Source organism: Nocardia sp. X0981, assembly GCF_977089955.1.
Genome location: NZ_OZ372435.1, coordinates 2,316,501 through 2,338,026, shown reverse-complemented (window position 1 = coordinate 2,338,026; position 21,526 = coordinate 2,316,501). Strand labels below are relative to the sequence as shown.

Sequence of the window (21,526 nt, the reverse complement as noted above, 5' to 3'; positions counted from 1 at the left end):
ATGACCGTGCAGATTCGGCCGGCCGTCCCCGGTGACCTGGACCTGATCTGCCGCCTGCGGCTACAACGCTGCTCGTGGCTGGCCGCCCGCGGCTCGGACCAGTGGTCCCTGGCCGCGTCCGGGCTGCCCATCGACTACTTCGCCCGCGCGGTGCGCCGGGCGGTGGCGGCCGGCGAGACCTGGATCGGCGAGGTGAACAGCGCACCGGCCGGGACGATCACCGTCAACGACCGCGCCGACACAGGATTGTGGACGCCCGCGGAGATCGCCGAATCACTGATCGTGCACTATCTCATCGTGGATCTCGGCTACGCGGGCAGCGGTATCGGCCGCCGGTTGCTGGCCCACGCGGGGGCGCTGGCCCTCGCGCACGGACGCAGCTGGGTGCGGTTGGACGCCTGGACCACGAATACCGACCTGCACACCTATTACCGGCGCGCCGGGTTCCGTATGGTCCGGATCGCCGACCCGAACAGCCCGAGCCCCTCGTGCGCGCTCTTCGAGCGGCACGTCGACAGCTGGGTGCGGGACGATCACGCGATCGCTGCCCGGGCAGCCTTCCCGATGACACCGCTGAGCCGCGACCCGCTCGTCCTGCCGGCCTTCGGGTGAGCGAGCACCGCCGCCACGCGACAGCCGGCGGTATGGGCGGTTACACCGGCGGCAGGTAGGCCACCTGGACCATTTCCGGCTCGTGACTACGGGATACGAGAGTTCCTCGGCCCGGGGGCAGCTTGCTCGCACGGATATCGCCCAGGATCTTCCCCTCGTCCTTGGGCGCGCTCATGAGCAGCGCGTCCACCGAGAGGTCCTTCATCCTGCCGAGAACCTTGTCGTACAGCGCGCGAGACACGCCTCCGGAGCGCCGGGCGATGATCAGATGCATGCCGATATCGCGGGCCTGCGGAAGGAATTCGAGCAGCGGCTCCAATGGGTTCTGGCCTGCCACCACCATGTCGTAGTCGTCGACGACGATATAGATTTCCGGCCCACTCCACCAGCTGCGCTCACGCAACTGCTTCGGGGTGATATCCGAGCCGGGGATCCGGCGCATCAGGTAGGTCGCGACCTCCTTGATCATGCCCACCGAGGTCTGCGAAGAAGTCGAGTAACCGGCCAGCTGATCCCCCTCGAGCACACCGAGCATGGTGCGCCGGTAGTCGATGAGGATCACCCGCGCTTGATCGGCGTTCGAATTCTCGGCCACCCCCATGACGATATTGCGCAGCAGTGTCGTCTTACCGCATTCGACGTCGGCGAAAGCCATGAGATGCGGCTGGGCATCGAAATCCAGCACCAGTGGCCGCAGTCCGGATTCGCCGATCCCGACCGCGATACGGGTCGGCCCCAGTGCGATCCCGTCCCGGCGCACGGCTTCCAGCACCTGTTCACGTGGGATTTCCAGCGGAAGCATACGCACCTCGGGCGCCCGCCTACCCTCGTAGAGCGCGTTGAGTTGCTGTTTCGCCTCACCGACGCCGTCGGCCAGGGTTTCCGCGTCGGAATTCGAATCCAGCCGCGGTAGCGCGACGAGCATGTGCAGGCTGTCGGGCGTCAGGCCACGGCCCGGACGGTTCATCGGTACCAGCACCGCGGTGCGCCGGTCCATTTCGGAATCCGACGGATCGCCGAGCCGCAACTCCAGCCTGGTGCCGATGAGATCTTTGACGGTGGGGCGGATCTCGGCCCACCGACTGGCCGACAGCATGAGGTGGATACCGTAGGACAAACCCTGAGCGGCAAGCGAGTTGAATGCCTGTTCGAGGATGTCGAACTCGGCGCGGATGGTCGGCCACCCGTCCACGACCAGGAACACATCGCCGAAGAGATCCTCCGACAGCGGGTCGGAACGACGTTGCTCCTCCGGTAGTTCGGCGAGCCGTGCCTTACGCCTGCGGAATTCGGCGATCGATTCGATACCGAGTTCGCGGAAACGTTCTTCCCGCTGGTGCAGCAGCGTGACCATTTCGGCCACGGTGCGACGAACCCGGTCCACCTCCAGCCGGCCCGCCACCGAACCGACATGCGGCAGGTCCGCGAGACCGGCCAGGGTGCCACCACCGAAGTCCAGACAGTAGAACTGGATCTGTTCCGGCGTATGGGTGGCGGCTGCCGCCATGATGACGGTACGCAGAGTGGTCGACTTACCCGATTGTGGCCCACCGACCACAGCCAGATTGCCCTGCGCCCCGGAAAGATCGATGACCAGCACATCACGACGCTGTTCGTACGGCTTGTCGATCACGCCGATCGGCATCCACAACTGTCCGTTGCGGTTCGCGGGGGACTTCCAGTCCGGATCGGGAAGCAACATATCCACCGAGGGCGATTCGTCCAGCGGCGGCAACCATACTTCGTGAGCCGATCGTCCATGGCCGACGAGCCGGGTCACGACCACCTGCAGCAGTGTCGGAGGCACACCTCCGGGCGACAGAGCGGTCGTCTCGGTCTCGAAAGCCGCCGGGTCGTCCACCGCGCCGGGTGGTGGCGGCAGGTCGGGGAGCCCGGGGCGGGCCTCGCCGGTACGCCCGGCCGGCGCGGCGGGAACCTCCGCTTCCACTTCCCGCGCGGTGAAGACCACCGGCGAACGCCCGCCTATCGAACGCCAGCTGACCTCTTGATCTCCCCGGGGAGAGACATACGGTCCGGACACGTACGCCGCATTGAACCGCAGCGGATCGTCGGCGTCACTTTTGAGGTACGCCGAACCGGGCACGCTCGGCAGATGATAGGCATCGGTGATGCCGAGTACCGCGCGTGATTCGTTGGCCGAGAAGGTACGCAGACCGATCCGATAGGACAGGTGGCTGTCCAGCCCGCGCAGTTTGTTCTCCTCCAACCGCTGCGAGGCGAGCAGCAGGTGCACCCGCAGGGAGCGGCCGAGCCGGCCGATCATCACGAAGAGGTCGGCGAAATCCGGTTTCTGGGAGAGGAGTTCGGAGAACTCGTCGACCACGATGAACAGTGCGGGCAACGGGTCGAGCTGGGCGCCCGCGGCTCGCGCCTTCTCGTATTCGGTGACGTTGGCGAAGTTGCCTGCCGCACGCAGCAGTTCCTGCCGGCGGTTCATCTCCCCGGCCAGCGCATCCTGCATCCGGTCGACCATCGAGAGCTCTTCTTCGAGGTTGGTGATCACCGCGGCGACATGCGGCAGCGAATCCAGACCGAGGAAGGTCGCCCCACCTTTGAAGTCGACCAGCACCAGATTCAGCAGATCGGGTGAATGCGAAGTCACCAGCGAAAGGATCAGGGTCCGCAAGAACTCCGACTTACCGGAGCCGGTGGCGCCGATACACAACCCGTGCGGCCCCATACCGTTCTCGGCGGACTCCTTGATATCCAACTCCACCGGGGTACCGTCCGGCGTGACCCCGATCGGTACCCGCAGCCGTTCCCGGTCGCTGCGCGGACGCCAGACCACCGCCGGATCGATCTGCGCCGCGTCGGGCACCTTCAGCAGCGTCATCAGGTCGGCGACAGAGCGGGTCTCGTCGCCCAGGCTGACGATCTGTGCCGCCGTGGCGATGCGATAGCGGGCCAATTTCCGGGCCAGGGCCACCGCCTCGGCGACGGTGACGAAATCGGTGGTGGCGAATTTCTCGATCCCCGCCGCCGATTTCGCCGCCACCATGCCGTCGTCGACCACCAGTTGCAGTCCGCGGCGTACGGCCAGCCCGGTCTGAGGGGCGGAAAGGTCGAGGACGGTGACCGAATCGAGCCCGGCGTCGCTGACGATACGCTCGGTACCGCTGACGTACCCGTCGTCGATGATGACCAGCAGATGGATACGTCCCGGCGTCGGCTGCGCGTTACGCATGAAACGGCCGCGTTCGAGAAGTTCGGCGGCCATCGCGGTTTCGAACTCGGCCAGCGACTGGTACATCATGCGCCGGGCACCGACTCCGTCTCGCTCGGCAGGATGCTGCAGGTGCGGGAGCCATTTGGCCCACTCCCACGTCTCGCCGTCCGGATCGGCGCAGATGACGGCCACCGCCGTATGGTCCGGCCCGTGCAAGGTGACGAATTCCATCAGCATCGATCGGACCAGCATCCGGGCTTCGGCGTGGTCGCCTTCGATATTGATGGCGGGGAACGCGCGCAGCGAGACCGCGGTCGGCAGGTTGTGCACCACCGAATGGGTGCGGACGAAGCGGCGCAGAGCGACCGTCGACACCGGCTCCAGATCTTCCAGCGGGCCGGTTTCGGGGCGGGCCAGTTTGGTCGCCAGCCGATGGCTACCGACTCCGACACGCACATGCCCGAAGTCGGGGTCGTTGGGTCGCCGTTCCCACATCCGTCGGGTGCCGACGATGGATTGCAGATCAGCGGGCTCGGGGTGGCTCCAGATCAGCGCTTCCAGCTGAGACCGGCCGGTCTTGCGCACATCCTTGCGTATCTGGCCCAGGTAGCGGAAATAGTCCTTGCGCTCCTCGTTGAGTTCGGCGGCCTTCTTGGTGCCTCCGCCTCGGTAACCCATCATCATGCCGACCATGGACATGAGCATCATCAGCGGGAACATCATCATGAACGGATTCGCCAGCAGGCTGCGGCCCATCATGACCATCATGGCGATCATGCCGACCACGGCGACGACCATCACGATGGGCATGAGCTTCATCAACAAGCCGGTGGGCACCGGCCGGGGTATCTCCGGCGGCGCGGTGAGCGCCACCTCGCCGCCCGGTGGCCGGGGCGGCGCGATCCGGGGCCGTCGCACAAAACCTTCGGTAGCCATGTTCTACAGCCCTTCTCCGGCTCCGGTTTCCTCAGCCGGATCGGCGCTGCCGTGCTGTTTACGGAACGGAATGGACAACGCGTATCCGATCCCGAGCAGGGCGAGCAAAACGATCGTGCCGATGGTGGCCACGGTGCGTGGCAGGGGATCGACATACGGCGCGGGCGCGGGCGCGGGCAGCGCGCGCGGCACATCCGCCCCCGCACCGATCGGCTGCGCGGGTAATTCCGCGGTGAGCGCGGCGAGTGGATCGATCAACCCCGCACCGACCCGGTCGTCCCGGCCGGTGCCGGGCTGCATCGCTGTGCGCGTTATCCGGTCGATCACCTGCTGGGCGGACAGTTCGGGGAACCGGGCCCGCACCAGCGCGGCGAGCCCGGAAACATAGGCGCTGGAAAAGCTGGTTCCGTCGATGGAACCGATACCTTCGCTGGTCTGCACGGAATCCACGAGTCCGGTGCCGCCCGGTTTGCTGTCCAACGAGACGATGCCGTGACCGGGGGCTGCCACCCCCACCCACGGCCCGTGTACGGAGAACTCCGAAGGTTGGCCTTCGGCATCCACGGACGCCACCGAAAGTACATACTGGCTGAACCAGGCCGGGCTCACCACGGTGCGGACCGCGTCCCATCCGGCACCCTCGTTCTGTTCACAGGCCCCGCCCTGCTGAATATTTCCGGCCGCAGCGACGACGACCACGTTCCGGTCGTAAGCGTATTTCACCGCGGCGCCGAGCGCGGCGTCGGCGGTATTCGAGCCCGCAGGCGCGCAAGCGACTTCGGAGATGTTGATCACGGTGGATCCGAGATCGACCGCGCGCACGACGGCAGCGGCCAGGGTCAGCACACTGCCGTAGCCGGTCGACGCGATCTTGCCCGGCATATCGCCGGCGGCCCGGTCCTTCGGTTCGTAGGCCAGGCTGAGCTGACGGATGGTGAGGATCTCCGCTTCCGGTGCGACCCCGGCGAACCCGTCGTCCGGGCTCGGCCGCGCGGCGATCACCCCCGCGACCAAGGTGCCGTGGCCATCGCAGTCGGCGGTGCCGTCGGTGTTCGAGACGAAGTCCCCGCCCGGCTGCAACGCGGGCAGACGTGGATGCCGGTTCACACCCGTGTCTATCACCGCCACTTTCTGCCCACCGCCACGACTGAACTGCCAGGCCGACGGAAGGTCGAGAAGTCGCTGTGGCGGCGGCGGATCCCGGGGCGGGGCACCACCGAGAGTGGGTTCGGCACAGACCGACCGCTGCTCGGTCGCCTCGGGTGGTCCACCTTTGGCTTCCACCGCCCGCGCGGCGGCCAACGCACCCTCGTCGATCCCGGGTGGTCCGATAGCGAAGGCGGGAGCAGGCACACCGAACGTACCGAGACCGGCCACCAGCGCCGCCCCGGCAAGCCGCAACGCAATGCTCATGGGTATGCCTCGATCACAAATTCCTTGCGGCCGAATAGATTTCCATGACCCACAACACCAGCGGAACGACAGTCACGATCAGCAGATATTCGGCGATTTCGCCTGCCCGGCGTACCACGGGAGACATCTCGGTGTGCGGCGCGATCACACCGAAACACAGCATGACGACCGACAGGGCGAGTATCACCCCGGCGAGCGGGACCAGGGCGGAGGGATTGCCGATGCCGACAGCGACCGGCACCGCGATCAGTGTGATCGCGCCACCGCCGATCAAGAGGCTCGCCTGGGTCAGGTCGGCGAACGACCGTCCGCGCATACACAGAATCAGTCCGATGACGACCGCGAGCGCGATTCCCTGCCAGCGTGCCGCCCCCAGCGGATCGGCGGCGAGCACTGCTCCGAAGACCGCCGAAACGACACTACCGAGCAGTAGACCGGATTGGTATCGGTTCGCCGCGACCGCCCGCAGTTCGAGCCCCACCGCCGAAGGCAGTGCGGTCGCGCCGATGGCGCCGATGTCCTCGATCGTCGGCCGCGGTTCGTGATCGGCCGGGTCGATGGCCCCACCCGCGGTGGGCACCGGGGGTATCGGCAGCCGCGCGGCCGCCACCGAGATCCGTGGCGCCATGGTGATCACGATCAGCGCCGCGACGAGAACACCCGCGGCGATCTTCGGGGTTCCGGCATCCCACACCATGCGGATGAACGCCGCGACCCCACCGGACAACGCGGTGGTGACGACGGCGGCGCAGAGCATGGCGCCCACTCCGGTGACGCTGTAGGCGACGAGGGCGGTGACGAGACTCGCGGCGCAGGCCAGCAGCAGGTGCGGGCTCGCCGGTTCACCCGGCACGAACAGCACCGCGGAGGCGAAGCCCAGCACTGTCGTGTACAGCGAAAGCATCACCGCCGTGAGCGTGGCGGCATACTTGCGGACCGCGATCACGGCCGCCACCATGGACGCGATACCGGTGCCCACCGTGATGAAGCCGAGGTATATTCCCGCACCGCCCTGTTTCGCGGTGACGAGCAGAACGATGGCCGAGAGCAGTCCGCCCAGGGCCGCGAGGAGACCCATCCAGCGGGCCGCGCCCGGGGTCCAACCACGGAACGACTCCGCGGTCAATCGCGATACGGCATCGATGACATCGTCGAACAGCGCGGGCGATTCCTTCGCCGTCACCGAGCGCAGCACCAGCAGTTCGCCGTCGAACACCTCGGCCTCGGTCAAGGTCTGGTTCGGCGGAATCGGGTCACGGCCGATCCTGGCCAATGTCCAATGGGCGGCCCGCGGAGGCGCGCCTCCGCCTTCGTGCTCGGTGAGATCCCGGTTCCGGGATTCGATGAGGTCGACCACATCCGAGATGAAAGTGGCGATGGGAATAGTCGCGGGCAACCCCAGGTCCAGTTGAGTGTTGCCGCCGATTACCGAGACTCGGCACAGATCAGGATCAGCCGCCTCCACGCCGCTGGTCGACGACTCGCTCACGAGCTGACTTGCTCCCTACGTTCACGCTGCCGAACTTGATGACGCTCTTAATCTATACACATCCCAGCCGGTATGCTGAGCGAGAACTCGCAATGTCCGTAGCTTTTGGGGGCGTACCCGCATGACCGGCAACCGCCAAGCACAACGCGCCTTCGACGCCGGGGTTTTGTCATTGGGCATCTCCGTCGAGGGGCAGGAATCCATCAGAGACCTCGACTACGCCAAATTGGCCTTCACCCGCGCCACCGAATGGGACCCGGACATGTGCGACGCATGGCTGGGCCGGGCCGCGGCCGGCGAGGTCAGCGATGAGGTTCTGTTCAATCTGTACCGGACGAGCTCGGCGACGCTGTTCCGGGAACAGCGCCGCCTCGGACTACCGCCCCGCGCGCTGTCCGGCCGGTTCGTGGTGGGTCAATACATCGACTACCCCCTGGCGAGCTATACCGAGATCTGGTTGGCTCAGGCGTCCGCCTTGATCGCCGCCCGCGACTACGACGAGGCCGAGCGTGTGCTCGACGAACTCGCCGAACATCGCAAATCCCAGATCTCCCACCCGGAGCGCGAGACCGACGACCGTATCTGCGCCTACGTCCGCGCGACGCTGCATTATCAAACCCAGCGTTGGTCCGATGTGATGACGCTGCTGGCGGGCTCCGCCGAATGGGACGATCCCTTCATGGCCGCGGCGGCCCACGTCATGGTGGGGACCGCGTGCGCGCAGCTGGGGTTGTTCGGAGAGGCCATCCGCCGGATGGAACAGGCCGAACAGGGCCCGATCCCGGCGGCCGCGCTCACCGCCCGATTCTGTCGCGGCCTGTGCCTGCGGGAAACCGGTAAGGAGGCCGAAGCGCAGGCCATCTTCGAGAAGGTGTACTCGGAAGCTCCGGATTTCGAGGCCAACTCCCAGGCCATGCGGGACCGCAAATACCGCCTCACGATCACCACCCAGGAACAGATCGACGCGCGGACCGATCGCTGGGATCCCGCCTCGGCGCCCTCCGCCGAGCAGATGGGCCGGGCGGAGCGCGACGACAAAGCCAAGCTGATCCTGGCGGCCGCGCGCGCCGAACTCGATGCCCAGATCGGGTTGGCCGCGGTCAAAACCCAGGTCGCCAAGCTACAGGCCACCGCCCAGCTGGCGAAGATACGCGCCGAGAAGGGGATGGCCAGCGTGCCACGCGGGCAGCATCTGGCCTTTACCGGTCCGCCGGGCACCGGTAAGACCACGGTCGCCCGGGTGGTCGCCAAGATCTACTGCGGGCTGGGCCTGCTGAAGACGGACTCGCTGGTCGAGGCCAAACGTGCCGATTTCGTCGGCCAGCACCTGGGCAGTACCGCGATCAAAACGTCCAAGCTGATCGATAGCGCTATGGACGGTGTGCTGTTCATCGACGAGGCCTACACGCTGATCCAGTCCGGTCTGCAGGGCGGGGATGCGTTCGGGCGCGAGGCCGTGGACACCCTGCTGGCCCGGATGGAAGACGATCGCGATCGGCTGGTGGTCATCATCGCCGGATACGACGGTGAGATCGACCGGCTCCTCGCCGCCAACGACGGTCTCGCCTCCCGGTTCGCGAAGCGGGTCAAATTCGATTCCTACACCCCGGCCGAACTGGGTGAGATCGGTCAGTTCATCGCGCGGAAACGCGACTCGGAGATCGCCGACGATGCGCTGGACCTTCTCGTCCGGGCGTGCACCGAGCTCTACGAAAAGGAAACCATCGACCAGAGCGGTCAGCCGCGCCGCGGTATCGACCTGGCCGGTAACGGGCGCTTCATCCGCAACGTCATCGAGGCGGCCGAAGAGGAGCGTGAATTTCGGCTGGCCAACGATGCGAATCTCGACCTCACGAACATCGACGAGTCGATACTCATGCGGATCGAAGCCGATGATATGCGCAACGCGCTGTCCGGCGTGATGTCCACATTGCGCTGAGCGCGCGAGCCGGCGAAGTCCCGCTCGCCGGCTCGGCTAACGCCCCGTCGGCAATGTGTCGTGGCTCGTCAGGGCTTCCTCGGCCGATAACGTGGGCCCGGGGACGAGCTGGCCGATGATCGGCCAGGGCGCCGGCCGTGGTTTCTCCTCCAACCCCAGAACCGTCGCGGTCTGGATGTCGGGGACGCCATAGCGAATACCGTTGTCGGCTATGTAGAAGAGGCCGCCACGGCGCGCACTGCCCGGGGTCATGGCCACCGCCTGGACGTATTCGCCGGTGCTCGGCGGAATGTAGGCGGCATCGACGCGGTCCCCGACGCCGTCGGCGGTGGCGAGTTCGACCGGTGCGGACGGCTCGGCCAACGGCAGTTCGCGGCCCGCGAGGAACGTCACGGTGGCGGCCGGTGCCTCGGCTTCCTCCACCCAGGAAATACAGCCGACCGGCGCTTCCTCGGCTGTCTTGATCTCCGGGGTCTCCCACGGGAAGTGCCCGACCGCGAGCGTGGTGCGCACCGGGATACCGATCAATCGGTCCGGCGGCACCGTGGTGATCTCACTCATGCCTTGGGAATTCGTATTGCGGATCACCTGGGCGGCGAAGGGCGATACCCGCTGCACACCGTCGGCCAGCACCACGTACAACTCGTCGGAGTCGACTCCGCGGACCCGGACGACACCACCGACCGGTACATCGGACAACCGGTCCGGGCCCGGTTCACCGATGCGATCGATATGTGGGGGCGTCAACGGGGGCACCTGGGTGGCGGCATTCAGCAGACCGGTACTGATCGGCCGCGGATGATGGTTACCCAGCGCCAATGATCGTTCCATCACCGAATCGGCGGGGTCGACTTCCGCGCGCTTGCCGTCGAAGAGGAGAAAAGTCTTGTCGTCGCGGCTCACCAACAGCGCCTCCGTGGTGGAGAGCGGCCGCGCCGCGGCGTCCGCCTCCATATCCAGGCCGCCGGCCAGCACGGTAGACGACGCGCCCGCCGAACCGACGGCGCTGCCCGCGGACGACAGCGCCACGGTGTCACACAGCGTCCAGGTCGACCGGTCACCGGCCGACGAACCGGGCAGGGCGGCCGGCGCGCCGGGGATACCGACCAGCGGGCCGCGCGGCAGATCCCCGAGCTTGGATTCCTTCACCGAGGTCGGCGCCTCGTTGCTGTTCGTGATGAGCCGGGCCGAGGCCAGATTCAGTGCAGGATACATGGTGCCGTCGACAATGGCGTAGAGCGCACCTGTCTCCTTGGCCATCACGATTTTCGAGTCGCCGATCGCGCCCTGCGGTCGCAGAAAGGACATGATCGCCGCGCCGGCGACGACCAGGATGCCGAGTACCGCACCGACGACCAGCGAGCGCGATTGCGAGCGCATCGGGTCGTGGAGCATGCGCACGTCCCGGCGCACCAGTGCGTGCTCGTAGCGACGCAGCAGAAACCGGTACCCGTTGACTTGGGCACGCGTTGTCAACTGGGCCGGCACGTAACCTCCGAACGAGACGCGGATCAGGCGAGGGGGGTGTCGGAGCGCTCGTACTCACGCGGAGCGTCACCGACTCACGCGACTACAGTAGCGAAGTGAGGGAAGTTCAGTCCATGATGTGCGCATGGTGACGACAACAACCGATTCGGCCACGCGAGTTCCGGCCCCGCCGTTGCGTTCACCGCAATATTGGTTGTTCCGGATGTTTCCGCTGCGCCATGTGATTCCGGTACTGGTGATCGCCAATGCGATCGCTCTGATCGCCCTGGTCTGCGGATCCCCGGTCTACGTCGCGATCGCTTGTGGCGTGCTCGTCGTGCCGATCGCTCTGGTGCCGTTCCGCGGTACCTCCCTGGCCACTTTCCTCTCCGATGAATTCAGGTTCCGCCGGTATGCGTGGCGACGCCGGTCGAACGACGTCGGCAATGCCCCGTTCGATGTGCCGGTGCCCGACGGTGGCAGCTACGGTATGCGCTGGGACGGGGCACGGTTGATAACGATGCTGCGTATCGACGCGCAGCCGCAGACCGTGACGCTGCTCAGCCCGAGCGGCTTGAATACCGGCGAAATGGTGCCGCTGCCGGAAATCGCGCGCTGCCTCAACCAATTCGATATCGATCTGGATTCGATCGATGTGATCAGCACCGGCTCGCGCACCTCGGACGCGGGTCCGGTGGCAAGTGTCTACGAACAGATTCTGGGCCCCCTGCCCGCGGTGGCGCATCGGACGGCCTGGGTGGTGCTGCGCCTGGACCCGCTGGCCAACGCCTCGGCGGTGAACCGGCGCGGCGGCGGCTCCACCGGAACATTGCGCTCCGCTATCGTGGCCACCCGGCGGGTGGCGAACCGCCTCGCCGCCCGGGATCTGACCGTTTCGGTACTCTCCGCCGCCGAGATCACCGCCGCCGTGAATCAACTCACCCACGGTGCCGATCTCACGCGGCTCGAGGAAACAGTTTCGAGCGTCGAATACTGCGGCATTCGCCTCGCGAGCTACCGTATGGCTCCCGAGGCGCTCGACCCGCGTGGACTGGCCGAGGTGTGGGCCACGCCCAGTCTCGCGACGACGCTCACCCTGCGCCTGCGCCGCGCGAGCGGCACACCGACCGATGAGCACGCGGGCGGATCGGCGACGATTTCGGTCTCCGCGGTCGTCCGCTTCGCCGCACGCGGTGAACTTCCTCGTATCGCGGTTACCGGCCTGATTCCGATGGCCGGTAAACATCGCAGCGCGCTGCTGGACCACCTGCCGATCAGCGCGCCCGGGCCGGCTCTGCCGATCGAAAGTTATCTGGGAACTCCGGATTCGCTGGCCCGCCTGTTCACTCCGGTCATCGGCTGCGGGCAGGTGATCGGTGCCGATTCGTCCGGGCAGGGTGTCGCCCTGCCCCTGGTCGGTCATCACGTACGACGGGTCGAGATCATCGGCGCGCTGCTCATCGCGAAACAGGTGATCCTGCGTGCGATCGCGCTGGGCTATACCGTCGTCGTACACACCAATCGCCATGACGCCTGGCGATCCATGGTGGAGCGGGTCGGCTCGCCGCACGCGCTGTCGCTGGCGTCGTGGTCCGCCGCCTCGCAGCAGGCGAGCTCCTATCGGTCCGCGACGGTTTTCGTCTACGACGGAATCCCGCCGTCCACGCACCACTCCGATGCCACCGTGATCCTGCTGCGGCCCACCGGCAGCCAGGCCATCGCGACCTTCACCGGTGATATCACGCTGGTCGAAGACCCCCACACCCCGAACCTCGTCACCGTACGAACCCCCACGGGAACCACTACCGTTCATACGGTCGCCACCCCGGCGGAGATGACTTTCCTGGGCGCTGAGCCGGCGCTGGCCTACTGAACTCCCCGAGACGGCCTGCCCACGTGCCTCGTGAGCGGGCCGTTCGGGATCATCCGGACAGGACTACATTCCGGCGAAACTGTCGTACACCTTCTTGTCGGCACTTTGGGCATTGCCGAGCGCGCGGTCGACGGCGTCACGCAGCGCCTCGAGAATATCGGCGGTGTCCGCGAACTCGGTTTCCCAATTGGTGTGTGCCGTGCGGAAGCCTTCGGCCGACTCGTTGTCCTCCCACGCGACATTGATCATTTTCCCGGCCGCTGCCTCGAGATTGTGGATCTGTGTCTTGAGATCCTTGTAGTGGCCGTCCAGCTGATCGATCAGCGGAATCAGGTACTTGGGATCGTAAATCATGTTCGTTCCTCCCGGAAATGAATTGCCGCTTGCTAGATCAGATTGGTGAAGGAGTCGACGTTGGAGGCGTCGACCTTGGTCTTCGTTTCACTGCCTTCGAAAAGCAGCGAGGTCATCTGGTCGAGTTTGTTGTTCAGCCGAGTGCCTTCGTCTTCCCAGGCCGCAGCCGCCTTACCGCACGCGGTGTTGGCGTCACCCTGCCAGCCGGGCTTGGCGGCGTCGATATCGGTGGCGATATTCGAGATCGTCTTCTTGATCTCCCCCACAGCGGTCATGAAATCGTTCACGACCTGTGCGGCGGCGACATCATCGAGACTTACCTTGCTCATCTTTCGACCTTTCCTGGTCTGTTGTGTTCACGGGGGTATGGAGTTGAGTTCGGAACCATTTCGCACAGCCCGGCCTCGGCAACGCGCGAGCTAGGGCATCCACCTTCCTCCGGGCAGCGAATCGATCAGGCCGGAAACCGCCTGCGCGATCCGGTGGTCGGAGCCCGGTGTGAAGGTGGACCAGACTCGCAGGTCCCCGGCGATGCCGGGAGCGGCCACGATACGACCTCGCGACGTGTCGTATACCGCGACCGCTCCGGACGATCGAGTGGTCGCCCCGTCCCGATGGGCGTAGGCGACGATTTCGGCATGCGCGAAACAGGTCGACATGGCGAGCCCGAATTCGACCGCGTCCTTGTGGTCGGCAACGCCGAGGGTGTAGAGCGCCTGGGCGAAATCGCTGGATGTCGTGGCTTCGTCGAACCGCGTCCGCAGTTCGTCCGCCAGGGCGCTGAAACCGGTGATCGGCGCCGGAGCGCAGGTACCGAGCGCGCTCAGCAGCGGGCGGGCCAGGGCGGCTCCGCTGTCGTCCGCCCAGGTCGTACGGATATCGAAAACGCTGCCGGTCCGGGTGGCCAGCGCATGCTCCACCCCGCGGCGCGCCAGGCACACCCGAATGGTTTCCTTCTCGGTGTAGATACGCGCGACCAGTTCCCGGTCCGGTTGCGCCAGCACCCGTAGCGCGGTGGCCAGCTCGGTTTCCACCTCGTCGTATCCGTCGATCAGACCGGCGGCGCGCAAATCGCCGAGCGCCTCGTGCTGTGCCGCGCGCCAGGCCTCGGCCGAATCCTGTCGCGGGCCGACGCCGAGAACCAGCGGCAGAGCCTGGACCCCGAGTAAACCGGATACGGCCAGCAGACCGTCATTGGTCATGGTCGGCATACCGGCCTGCTCCCTTCGGGCCGTCTCATGACTGCGCCTCGGCCTGCGACGGCGCCCGGTCGGCGGCCGCGCCGAGCACCGGCGGAGCCGCGTCGAAGCCCGCTTCCAGGTTCAGCGCGTCGCCGGGGCGTGGTGCACCGGCCGAGCCGGCGCGCACAGTGCGTTCGCCATCGGCCGCCATACCGGCCGCGGGCGCCATTCCGCCCGGTACGGCGCGGCTCAGGCCACTCTCGGTTTTCGCCGCGCTCGATTGCACCGGCACGACCTCCGGTGCGGCCACCGGCTGAACGATGGCCCGGGTCTGATAGGCGACTTTTGCCAGCGGCACCGAGCGGCCCGGAAAACCCACCGGGAAACCACCCGGCACGGCCTGCCCTGCGGCCGCCGGGGCGGGTCGTGTCGCGGCATTGCGTTCGGCTTCCAGAGCGGTGCTCGCCGCGATGACCGGCGGACGCTGCTGTGGCCACGGATCCGCCAGCGGGGTTGTCGCCGATTCGTAGCTCTGCATCACCCGTGCGGCGTTCGCCTGGGCGCGATCCTGCTCACCTTCGACCTGCGCTGCCGCCGCGACGAGGGGCGCTCCGAGCGCGGCACCCGCTTGTTCGATGCCCTGTTTCAGATCTTCCAGCGCGGCGACCTCCGCGATATGCGGCATGGCGAGCCGGGCGACCTCGTAGGCCACGGCCTGGCCGCCCGCCCGGGTCGCGTTCTGCCCCGCGGCCGTCGCCGCGTCGGCGAGCCAATCGCGCAGCCTGGTGATCCGCTCGAGTACGACCTCGCTGTCCGGCGAGCGCCATGCCGCGCGGATCCGGGCCAGTACCTGATCGTATTCGACGACCGCTGCGCCGAAGGTCGCCGCCAGTTCGGTCCAGGCCGCACCGGCCTCGGCCATCGGTGCCGCCCCCGGACCCGTCATCAGATCGCGGGACAATTGTTCGGTGTGTCTGGCGGGCCAGACCACACCGGTGAATCCGATTACCGGTGGTTCGACCATACGCGTACTCCGCCGCTATCTCGCTGCCATGATGTCGGTGGCGTTGTCCTCGTCCACCCGAACCAGCGCATCGGTGTGGGATCGCAGAGCAGCGGCCAATTTGCGGATCTCCAGGATGCCGGCGGTCGCGGCATCGTCATAGGACGAGGCGACACCGCGCAAGGTATCCGCCGCGCGCACCGACACCTCGTCCGCCCCTGCGGGCTCGACGGCAAGAGCGGGCATCAGCCGTCGCAGATCGGTCTCCAACCGGGCCGCGAGAGCATCCAATGCCGACGCCGACCTGTGCGCCTCGGCCGGTTCCAGTTCCATGACCTGCTCCTGTCAGAGGGTGAGCGATTTATCGGGGGGGTCGGAATCCAGCGGTTCCGATACATGTTCGGTAGCGCCGACCACCGGTAGGGAAGCACCTGCGATATCGCCCACGACCTCGTTGCCGTGTTGCTCGGTGACCAGCAGCCCACGCAACCCCTCGGCCGACTGTTCGCCCGAACGCGCCGCCATACCCGCCGCACCCGCCGCGCCACCCATCGGCATGACACCGGGGCTGGAACTCATACCGCGCACGGGCGAGGAGGTGGTGGTGGTCGCCGGCTCGCCGACCGGCATACTCATCCCCGCGGCTCCGAAGGAACCGCCCGGGCGGGCAGCCGACCAGGCACCCAATTGGCGCGTAGGACTTCCCGCGACCGCGCCCGGCGCCCCGGCCGCGCCCATGGCAACGCCGGACGGCGCACCCCCGAGCCCGGTGCGGACCGTCTCCTTGTCCCGTTCGGCGATCGGCTTCACCGGATTCAACGCGGTCTGTGCCGCCTGCAATGCCTGACCGCCCACCGTCGCCATCTGCGTCAACGGTTGTACGAGCTGCATCAACTGGGTGATGGTCTGGCTCGGATCGACATTTTTCGGCGCCCCGGTAACCGGCACTTTGGTTCCGGTTTTGGTCATGGCGGCGCTGTGCGCGGTGAGTTCGGCACGGGTTTTGGCGACGACGGCGGTGGCCTCGGCCAATGTCTCGGCGGTCATCGCCACCAGGAACGCCTGGCCCGGAGGGGTGCCGATGAACGGTGCCGAAGCCGCGAGCGAGGTCATGAACTTCGCGATGACCGCCGTCATCAGCGTCGCACCCTGGAATACGCTGCCGGCGGCCGCGGTGACACCGAGCGAGGTCTCCGCGCTCTGCGCGGACACCGCGGCCCCGTCCGAAGCCGCCTGACCGGCCTTCTCCGCCGCAGCCGAGGCACCCATCCCCTGCCACAGCGACATCGCGATCTGCAGCGCCGACGAACCGAGCGTCATCGCTGTCTGTACTACGGTGGACACCTGGGAGAACACCTGCGCGGGGTCGGCCTCGGGCGGGCCCACACCGCTGGCGACCGGAAGCTGCCCGGTGCCGAAACTACTCGCCAGATCGGTGAGCGGTTTGGCGAGCAGGGACAGATCGATAACCGGCAGCGGTGGCAGCTCCGGTAGCGGTGGCAGGCCGGATATCTCGGGTAGCTGCGGTAGCCCCATATCCTTCAGGACATCGTTGACCGGCCGATCGAGCGCGGGCCCGGCCGCGCTCTGCCGTAGGACGTCCAGTACCGACTGGTCGAGCGGCGAACTCATATTTTTCTGCTGATCGTCCCGAAATCGGTGACCGCGCCGGCCTCGACGGTGTCGTAGAGAGCGGCGCTCTCGTGCGCGGCGACCGCTGTCATCCCGTGGACGTAGGCCAGCTCGGCCACCGAGGACAGGTTGTTGGCCTGGGCGACCGCGAAAGCGGCCAGGAAATCCTGGCCGATCAACCCGAAGACCGGGACCGCGGCCGCGATGGTGGCGGCCTGGTTGGTCGCTCCGGCAACAACGACGTCGGCGGCCATCGTCGCCGACGCGTCCCCGTACCCACGGATCGCTTCGGAGGTAACTGAAAGTCGATTCATCTGAAACCCCTGTTGCCGGAGGATGATTGATTTGTTTCCGAACCTACCGGACCGTACGAGCGATCGCTCGGCACACGGTCGCCGAACGCTATCGGAGCCATCTCGCACCAGCCATCGATCGCCGATCTACTCCGCGGCTTCCCGGTTGAACGCGGTCACCAGATCGGCCCGCTCCGCGAAAGCACACCGCGCGGCTTCCGCTGCCGTACTCACCAGCGCCTGCTCGAACTCCTTCGGAGAAAGCTTCGCTACCCCCGCCGACAGCACCAGGTCGCGTAACGTACCGTTGCCGTCGACCTCGACCGTTACCACACCGTCGGGCGAGGATTGCCGTACCCGGACCGCGTTCATCTGGTCGGTGAGGTCACGCAACCGGTTCAGCGCACGGTTCGCCCGGGCCTCCAGTTCGTCCATCGCCTGGCTCATACCGACCTCAACCAGCTCTGCGGTTCGACCTCGTATTCGGCTTCCTCGACCAGTTCCTGGTGCGCGACGTCCTCCGGTTTGGGCAGCCCGGTCAGCGCGAGCACATCACTGGTCAGTCCCGCCGCCGCCAGTTCCGCGCGGCGTGCGAGCCCGGCCCGGTTCGCCGATTGTTTGCACAATCGCACGATCTCGGCAGCCAATTCAGCGGGGGGACGGTGCAACTCGTCCCGCTCGATCGTGATCCCGATCGGCAAGCCCTGCTCGGTGGTCTCGATCGAAATCGAGCCACTCCTCGATGTGACGGACCACATGACATCCCTCGTCTTCTTGTGCTGGTCAATGAGTGTAGGCGGCACTCGGATACCGCCAATCACCAAATCTGGGGATCCTTGGAACTTCCAGCCCACCGCCCTCGATCACTCGGCCACGTACCATCACATCCGCTCGTCCTTGATAGCGCGAACCACGGTTACGATCTCGGAGTTGACCATCGCGATCATCTGCTTGGCGCTGACCGGACGAGCGATCGGAGGGTTGTCCGCGGTGATCATGTAGCGACCGTCATCGAGCAGATCGCGCCAACGCAGTGTCCTGTGGACGATTCCGCGTGGGCCGAACCTCGAACGCCCCTGAACGATTCTGATGACGCCCATCAATCCGGTGGGCGCATTCAGGAAATCGGTGGAACGACGCCCTACCGAATCATCGAACGAGTCGAATACCTCCGACTCGCGGTAGGAATAGTCGAAGTCCTCGTCCCTTGTCGCGCCTTCGGCCTCGGTGAGCACAACCTCGCGCCGGTGCCCGGCGTCGGCCTTCGGCAGGGCGGCGACCACGATATCGGCGAGTGCCAACGGGTCGGCTTCGGCCAGTGTGAAACCACCACTGTGCCGAACCGTTTCTCCAGGAAGTTGGGTCACCACGAGAGCATCGGCATCGAGCCGGACCGCCAGTATCCGGATACAACTTTTCGGGTCGTCGGTGGCCCGGCTGTCCCAGGCCGTCACTTCGAGTCGGATATCCGGTTGGGCAATCCTGGTAAGAATTTCGGAGAACGAGTGATCCAGTTTGGTTTCCAGCTGTTTCCTGACCTCTTTCTTTTCGCGTAGATAGTCGTTCCACAGAGGTGTTCGACTGGTGAAGACGAAGGGATGCGGAAGGAACTCCCCCTTCATATCTTCCCAGGCGACAACAAATTCCAGATCGGTGAGTTCCCAGGTCCGGTTCATTTCTCCACTACGGGCTTGACGACTCGGGGAGCTTCTCCCAGCGCTTCTTCCAGATGTTCGGTGGATTCGAGGAAGGCAGGCCGCTTGTGCTGGTTGTTCCCTTCTCCCGCGTTCCTACCTGCCGCACCGGCTGCACCCGGTGAGCCGGGCATCCCGGCCATCGGCATCATGGCGGCCCGAGCGCCTGTTGCCATACCGGCCGGCGCAGCCGCAATATTGGCCCGCGGGAACAACCTCGACGACTGCCCCCACTCTTTCGCCAGTGGACTCGCACCGGCACCGGCACCGGCACCGGCACCGGCACCGATTCCCCCGCCCATTTTCGGAAGACCCGCCTTGGGGTCCGAGCCCGGCGGCATACCTGCCAGCGCGGCCCGTTGCGCCGCCTGATCGAGGCCCGACATCGCCTGTTGCGCGGCCTGTTGCGCAGCAGACATGGCCTGTTGCATCCCCTGCTGTCCCGCCAGGGCGGCCTGCTGCGCCGCTTGGTCGGCTTGCTGCTGTCGTGCTACGGCTTGTTGTTCACGCTGGAACTGGGCCGCCTCGGCCTGCTGTCGCCTGGCAGCCGCCTGCTGCTCCCGCTGGAACTGTGCGTCGGCTGCCTGTTGCCGAGCCACCGCATCCGCCGTCCGACTGTCGACCGAGCCCTGGGCCTGCGGGCCGCCGGGCAGCGCCCCCTGCCATGCCGCGTTCTGCGCGGAAGGAATGACTCCACCGTTGTAGTTCGGTACGCCACCACCGCCACCGCCATTGCCACCACCACCGTAGGGGCTTCCATTCCCTGAAGGCGGGGAACCCGGTCCGGTTTCATAGTCTCCAGGCACCGAGCTCTTCGGGAATGGGAGGTCGGGTACGCTTCCATCGGATTCGGGAAGACCGACAAGGTAGGTGTTCTCGAAATTCGCGCGATATATCGGAGTCTGGTCAGGGTACTCCATACCCACCGGCCCGACGCTACCACCCGGAGCGCTTACCACGGTTCCCGTCGGTTGTGCTATTTCCTGGCCCGACAGATCCTGCGGGCTGGTGGGCATGCTGCTCTTGGTCAACTGCAGCCATCCGGCGGTATAGGAGAGATTCGTGCCGAGCAGCCCCACCTTCTCCCGGAGTTCCTGAGTATCTTTCACGTACTGGGTGGTTGCGCTCAGCGCTGCGCCGGCACCGTCACTGTGCCACTTTCCCCCGTTTGTCACGGCACCCACATCGTTCACGAACGTTGTGAAGACCTCGTCCAATTCCCCCATCATCCATTTCCATTTGCCCGCCCGAGCCGCCGCTGTGGACCAGTCGATCTCCTGCCCGATCGAATGAAATCGATTGTAATCCCATGAATGCGGATTCTCACCCTCAGCAGGAACGCCGACGAATCGACCGCCTCCGAGGTTCTTCAGACCTTTCGGTAGAGCATCGACATGGAATCCGTTCGAGTACCCGTTCGCGTTCTTTATCTTTCCTTTATCCAGATTCTTCCAACCCAGGAACCCGGCCTGTTCGTACTCGGGCTGGATCGAGCTCGGATCTTTATGGAACTTTCCGGGCTTGGTGGTTATGGGCGGAATATCGTTCAGCGCCTTGATACGATTCATCTGGTCTTCACTGTCGACCTCGGCCTTGATGTATGCCTTTCCTGCCGCAAGGAAGGTATCCGCCATCTTTTTCTGGATGTCGATATGGTCTTTGAGAATATCGCCGAGCGTTTCAGCGCTGGTAACGAATTTTTGCGCCAGCGTATTACTGGAACCCAGGCTCGGCGCGAACGCAGCGAGATCGGACATTTCGGCGATATGTTTCCGCAGCGCCAGGAGCCGACCGACCACGGCGTTGCATGCGCGTATGCAATCGTCCACGGCACTGTCTTCCAACTGCAGCAGGCCGTTCGCCGCCATGTTCTCGAGGCTCCCCCACGACGGCACGTCATTCGGCGCCACAGGTCACTCCTAACCATTTGAGACCGCCGGACGGACCACCGGTCCATCCGATTCACATCCTGACATGAATCCGATCGGACCGCGCCCGAAGTTCCGGGAACCTCCACCGGCCATCGCTCCCGGCATTCGGCCGGTAAGCGCCGGGAGTCCGGTGCTTCGGCCACGCAAAAGCCGAAAGATTACGTACAAGAGGTTGGAAGGCATCATGTCTCCCATACCTCCCGACTCCTCGACTATCTCGGCACCATCGGCAGCGCGGCGGTGCCGTTACTATCGTGACGGCCCAGGAAACCAGCGATACGAGCCCGGCAAGTACGCGGCTCCGCCCCGAGGTACACATCAACCGGACCTACAATGATAGGCGGCCGACAGTCCGGTCGCGACCACCGCGAATTCCCCTCCCTGGGAGGCTGTCCGGAGCCCGCGGTCGGTGGCGCTCCGACCGGAGTCGAACCGCGTCGACCCGCCATCATCCCCTCGAACTTCAGCGGATCCTTCGACCGGGTCGCGTATTCCTTGAGTTGGGGCCATGGGTTGTTCGGT

18 protein-coding genes are annotated in these 21,526 nt (G+C 66.0%); 3 read left to right on the top strand and 15 right to left on the bottom strand.

The window, feature by feature from the left end; genetic code table 11:
• Positions 1-612 (top strand): GNAT family N-acetyltransferase, encoded by a 612-nt coding sequence (locus ACYR7D_RS10030; protein WP_459549330.1) that lies wholly within the window; start codon positions 1-3, stop codon positions 610-612.
• A gap of 40 nt (positions 613-652) precedes the next feature.
• On the opposite strand, the gene eccCa is transcribed toward ACYR7D_RS10030, so the two are convergent.
• From eccCa to eccD, 3 genes are read right to left on the bottom strand one after another with little or no spacing between them, the layout of a single operon-like run.
• Positions 653-4,735, bottom strand: a complete 4,083-nt coding sequence (eccCa, locus tag ACYR7D_RS10025) for a type VII secretion protein EccCa (RefSeq protein WP_459549329.1) — start codon at positions 4,733-4,735, stop codon at positions 653-655.
• Between the two features lie 3 nt (positions 4,736-4,738).
• Positions 4,739-6,148, bottom strand: a complete 1,410-nt coding sequence (gene mycP / locus ACYR7D_RS10020) for a type VII secretion-associated serine protease mycosin (protein ID WP_459549328.1) — start codon at positions 6,146-6,148, stop codon at positions 4,739-4,741.
• Between the two features lie 13 nt (positions 6,149-6,161).
• A complete protein-coding gene (gene eccD, locus ACYR7D_RS10015) occupies positions 6,162-7,637 on the bottom strand; it encodes a type VII secretion integral membrane protein EccD (protein ID WP_459549327.1) in 1,476 nt (491 codons plus the stop codon).
• A gap of 121 nt (positions 7,638-7,758) precedes the next feature.
• Between eccD and eccA the strand changes: the two genes are divergently transcribed.
• Positions 7,759-9,576, top strand: coding sequence for a type VII secretion AAA-ATPase EccA (gene eccA, locus ACYR7D_RS10010; protein ID WP_459549326.1), 1,818 nt, complete (start codon positions 7,759-7,761; stop codon positions 9,574-9,576).
• A gap of 36 nt (positions 9,577-9,612) precedes the next feature.
• Here the strand turns inward: eccA and eccB are convergent, their stop codons facing one another.
• On the bottom strand, positions 9,613-11,064 hold the full coding sequence (gene eccB, locus ACYR7D_RS10005) for a type VII secretion protein EccB (RefSeq protein WP_459549325.1): 1,452 nt from the start codon (positions 11,062-11,064) through the stop codon (positions 9,613-9,615).
• A 124-nt stretch (positions 11,065-11,188) separates the two neighbouring features.
• Between eccB and eccE the strand changes: the two genes are divergently transcribed.
• On the top strand, positions 11,189-12,916 hold the full coding sequence (gene eccE, locus ACYR7D_RS10000; RefSeq protein WP_459549324.1) for a type VII secretion protein EccE: 1,728 nt from the start codon (positions 11,189-11,191) through the stop codon (positions 12,914-12,916).
• A 63-nt stretch (positions 12,917-12,979) separates the two neighbouring features.
• On the opposite strand, the gene ACYR7D_RS09995 is transcribed toward eccE, so the two are convergent.
• The 11 genes from ACYR7D_RS09995 to ACYR7D_RS09945 all read right to left on the bottom strand — a co-directional run bounded on the left by ACYR7D_RS09995 (position 12,980) and on the right by ACYR7D_RS09945 (position 20,983).
• The gene (locus tag ACYR7D_RS09995; protein ID WP_459549323.1) at positions 12,980-13,270 is read right to left on the bottom strand and encodes a WXG100 family type VII secretion target; all 291 of its coding nucleotides are present in this window, start codon (positions 13,268-13,270) and stop codon (positions 12,980-12,982) included.
• Positions 13,271-13,302: 32 nt separating this feature from the next.
• Positions 13,303-13,599: a WXG100 family type VII secretion target gene (locus ACYR7D_RS09990; protein WP_459549322.1), complete on the bottom strand. Its 297-nt coding sequence runs from the start codon at positions 13,597-13,599 to the stop codon at positions 13,303-13,305.
• Between the two features lie 90 nt (positions 13,600-13,689).
• On the bottom strand, positions 13,690-14,472 hold the full coding sequence (locus tag ACYR7D_RS09985; RefSeq protein WP_459549321.1) for an ESX secretion-associated protein EspG: 783 nt from the start codon (positions 14,470-14,472) through the stop codon (positions 13,690-13,692).
• Between the two features lie 34 nt (positions 14,473-14,506).
• Positions 14,507-15,475: a PPE domain-containing protein gene (locus tag ACYR7D_RS09980; RefSeq protein WP_459549320.1), complete on the bottom strand. Its 969-nt coding sequence runs from the start codon at positions 15,473-15,475 to the stop codon at positions 14,507-14,509.
• Between the two features lie 15 nt (positions 15,476-15,490).
• Entirely contained in the window at positions 15,491-15,787 is a 297-nt protein-coding gene (locus ACYR7D_RS09975; RefSeq protein WP_459549319.1) for a PE family protein, read from the bottom strand.
• 12 nt (positions 15,788-15,799) lie between these two features.
• The gene (locus ACYR7D_RS09970; RefSeq protein ID WP_459549318.1) at positions 15,800-17,086 is read right to left on the bottom strand and encodes a hypothetical protein; all 1,287 of its coding nucleotides are present in this window, start codon (positions 17,084-17,086) and stop codon (positions 15,800-15,802) included.
• Positions 17,083-17,400, bottom strand: coding sequence for a hypothetical protein (locus ACYR7D_RS09965; protein WP_459549317.1), 318 nt, complete (start codon positions 17,398-17,400; stop codon positions 17,083-17,085). Before ACYR7D_RS09965 ends, ACYR7D_RS09970 begins: the two co-directional genes overlap by 4 nt.
• 126 nt (positions 17,401-17,526) lie before the next feature.
• A complete protein-coding gene (locus tag ACYR7D_RS09960; RefSeq protein ID WP_459549316.1) occupies positions 17,527-17,826 on the bottom strand; it encodes a YbaB/EbfC family nucleoid-associated protein in 300 nt (99 codons plus the stop codon).
• Positions 17,823-18,137 (bottom strand): hypothetical protein, encoded by a 315-nt coding sequence (locus tag ACYR7D_RS09955; RefSeq protein WP_459549315.1) that lies wholly within the window; start codon positions 18,135-18,137, stop codon positions 17,823-17,825. The genes ACYR7D_RS09960 and ACYR7D_RS09955 overlap by 4 nt, the downstream gene beginning before the upstream one ends.
• A 123-nt stretch (positions 18,138-18,260) precedes the next feature.
• Positions 18,261-19,055 (bottom strand): ESX secretion-associated protein EspG, encoded by a 795-nt coding sequence (locus ACYR7D_RS09950; RefSeq protein ID WP_459549314.1) that lies wholly within the window; start codon positions 19,053-19,055, stop codon positions 18,261-18,263.
• Positions 19,052-20,983: a hypothetical protein gene (locus ACYR7D_RS09945; RefSeq protein WP_459549313.1), complete on the bottom strand. Its 1,932-nt coding sequence runs from the start codon at positions 20,981-20,983 to the stop codon at positions 19,052-19,054. Before ACYR7D_RS09945 ends, ACYR7D_RS09950 begins: the two co-directional genes overlap by 4 nt.
• Positions 20,984-21,526: the final 543 nt, after the last annotated feature.

Excerpts from the sequence above, each read along its gene's own strand:
- eccA (WP_459549326.1), top strand. The coding sequence starts at position 7,759 with ATGACCGGCAACCGCCAAGCACAACGCGCCTTCGACGCCGGGGTTTTG.
- eccE (WP_459549324.1), top strand. The coding sequence starts at position 11,189 with ATGGTGACGACAACAACCGATTCGGCCACGCGAGTTCCGGCCCCGCCG.
- ACYR7D_RS09990 (WP_459549322.1), bottom strand. The coding sequence starts at position 13,599 with ATGAGCAAGGTAAGTCTCGATGATGTCGCCGCCGCACAGGTCGTGAAC.
- ACYR7D_RS09965 (WP_459549317.1), bottom strand. The coding sequence starts at position 17,400 with ATGAATCGACTTTCAGTTACCTCCGAAGCGATCCGTGGGTACGGGGAC.
- mycP (WP_459549328.1), bottom strand. The coding sequence starts at position 6,148 with ATGAGCATTGCGTTGCGGCTTGCCGGGGCGGCGCTGGTGGCCGGTCTC.
- ACYR7D_RS09955 (WP_459549315.1), bottom strand. The coding sequence starts at position 18,137 with ATGTGGTCCGTCACATCGAGGAGTGGCTCGATTTCGATCGAGACCACC.
- ACYR7D_RS09970 (WP_459549318.1), bottom strand. The coding sequence starts at position 17,086 with ATGAGTTCGCCGCTCGACCAGTCGGTACTGGACGTCCTACGGCAGAGC.
- ACYR7D_RS10030 (WP_459549330.1), top strand. The coding sequence starts at position 1 with ATGACCGTGCAGATTCGGCCGGCCGTCCCCGGTGACCTGGACCTGATC.
- ACYR7D_RS09975 (WP_459549319.1), bottom strand. The coding sequence starts at position 15,787 with ATGGAACTGGAACCGGCCGAGGCGCACAGGTCGGCGTCGGCATTGGAT.
- ACYR7D_RS09995 (WP_459549323.1), bottom strand. The coding sequence starts at position 13,270 with ATGATTTACGATCCCAAGTACCTGATTCCGCTGATCGATCAGCTGGAC.
- ACYR7D_RS09980 (WP_459549320.1), bottom strand. The coding sequence starts at position 15,475 with ATGGTCGAACCACCGGTAATCGGATTCACCGGTGTGGTCTGGCCCGCC.
- eccCa (WP_459549329.1), bottom strand. The coding sequence starts at position 4,735 with ATGGCTACCGAAGGTTTTGTGCGACGGCCCCGGATCGCGCCGCCCCGG.
- ACYR7D_RS09985 (WP_459549321.1), bottom strand. The coding sequence starts at position 14,472 with ATGACCAATGACGGTCTGCTGGCCGTATCCGGTTTACTCGGGGTCCAG.
- ACYR7D_RS09960 (WP_459549316.1), bottom strand. The coding sequence starts at position 17,826 with ATGAGCCAGGCGATGGACGAACTGGAGGCCCGGGCGAACCGTGCGCTG.
- ACYR7D_RS09950 (WP_459549314.1), bottom strand. The coding sequence starts at position 19,055 with ATGAACCGGACCTGGGAACTCACCGATCTGGAATTTGTTGTCGCCTGG.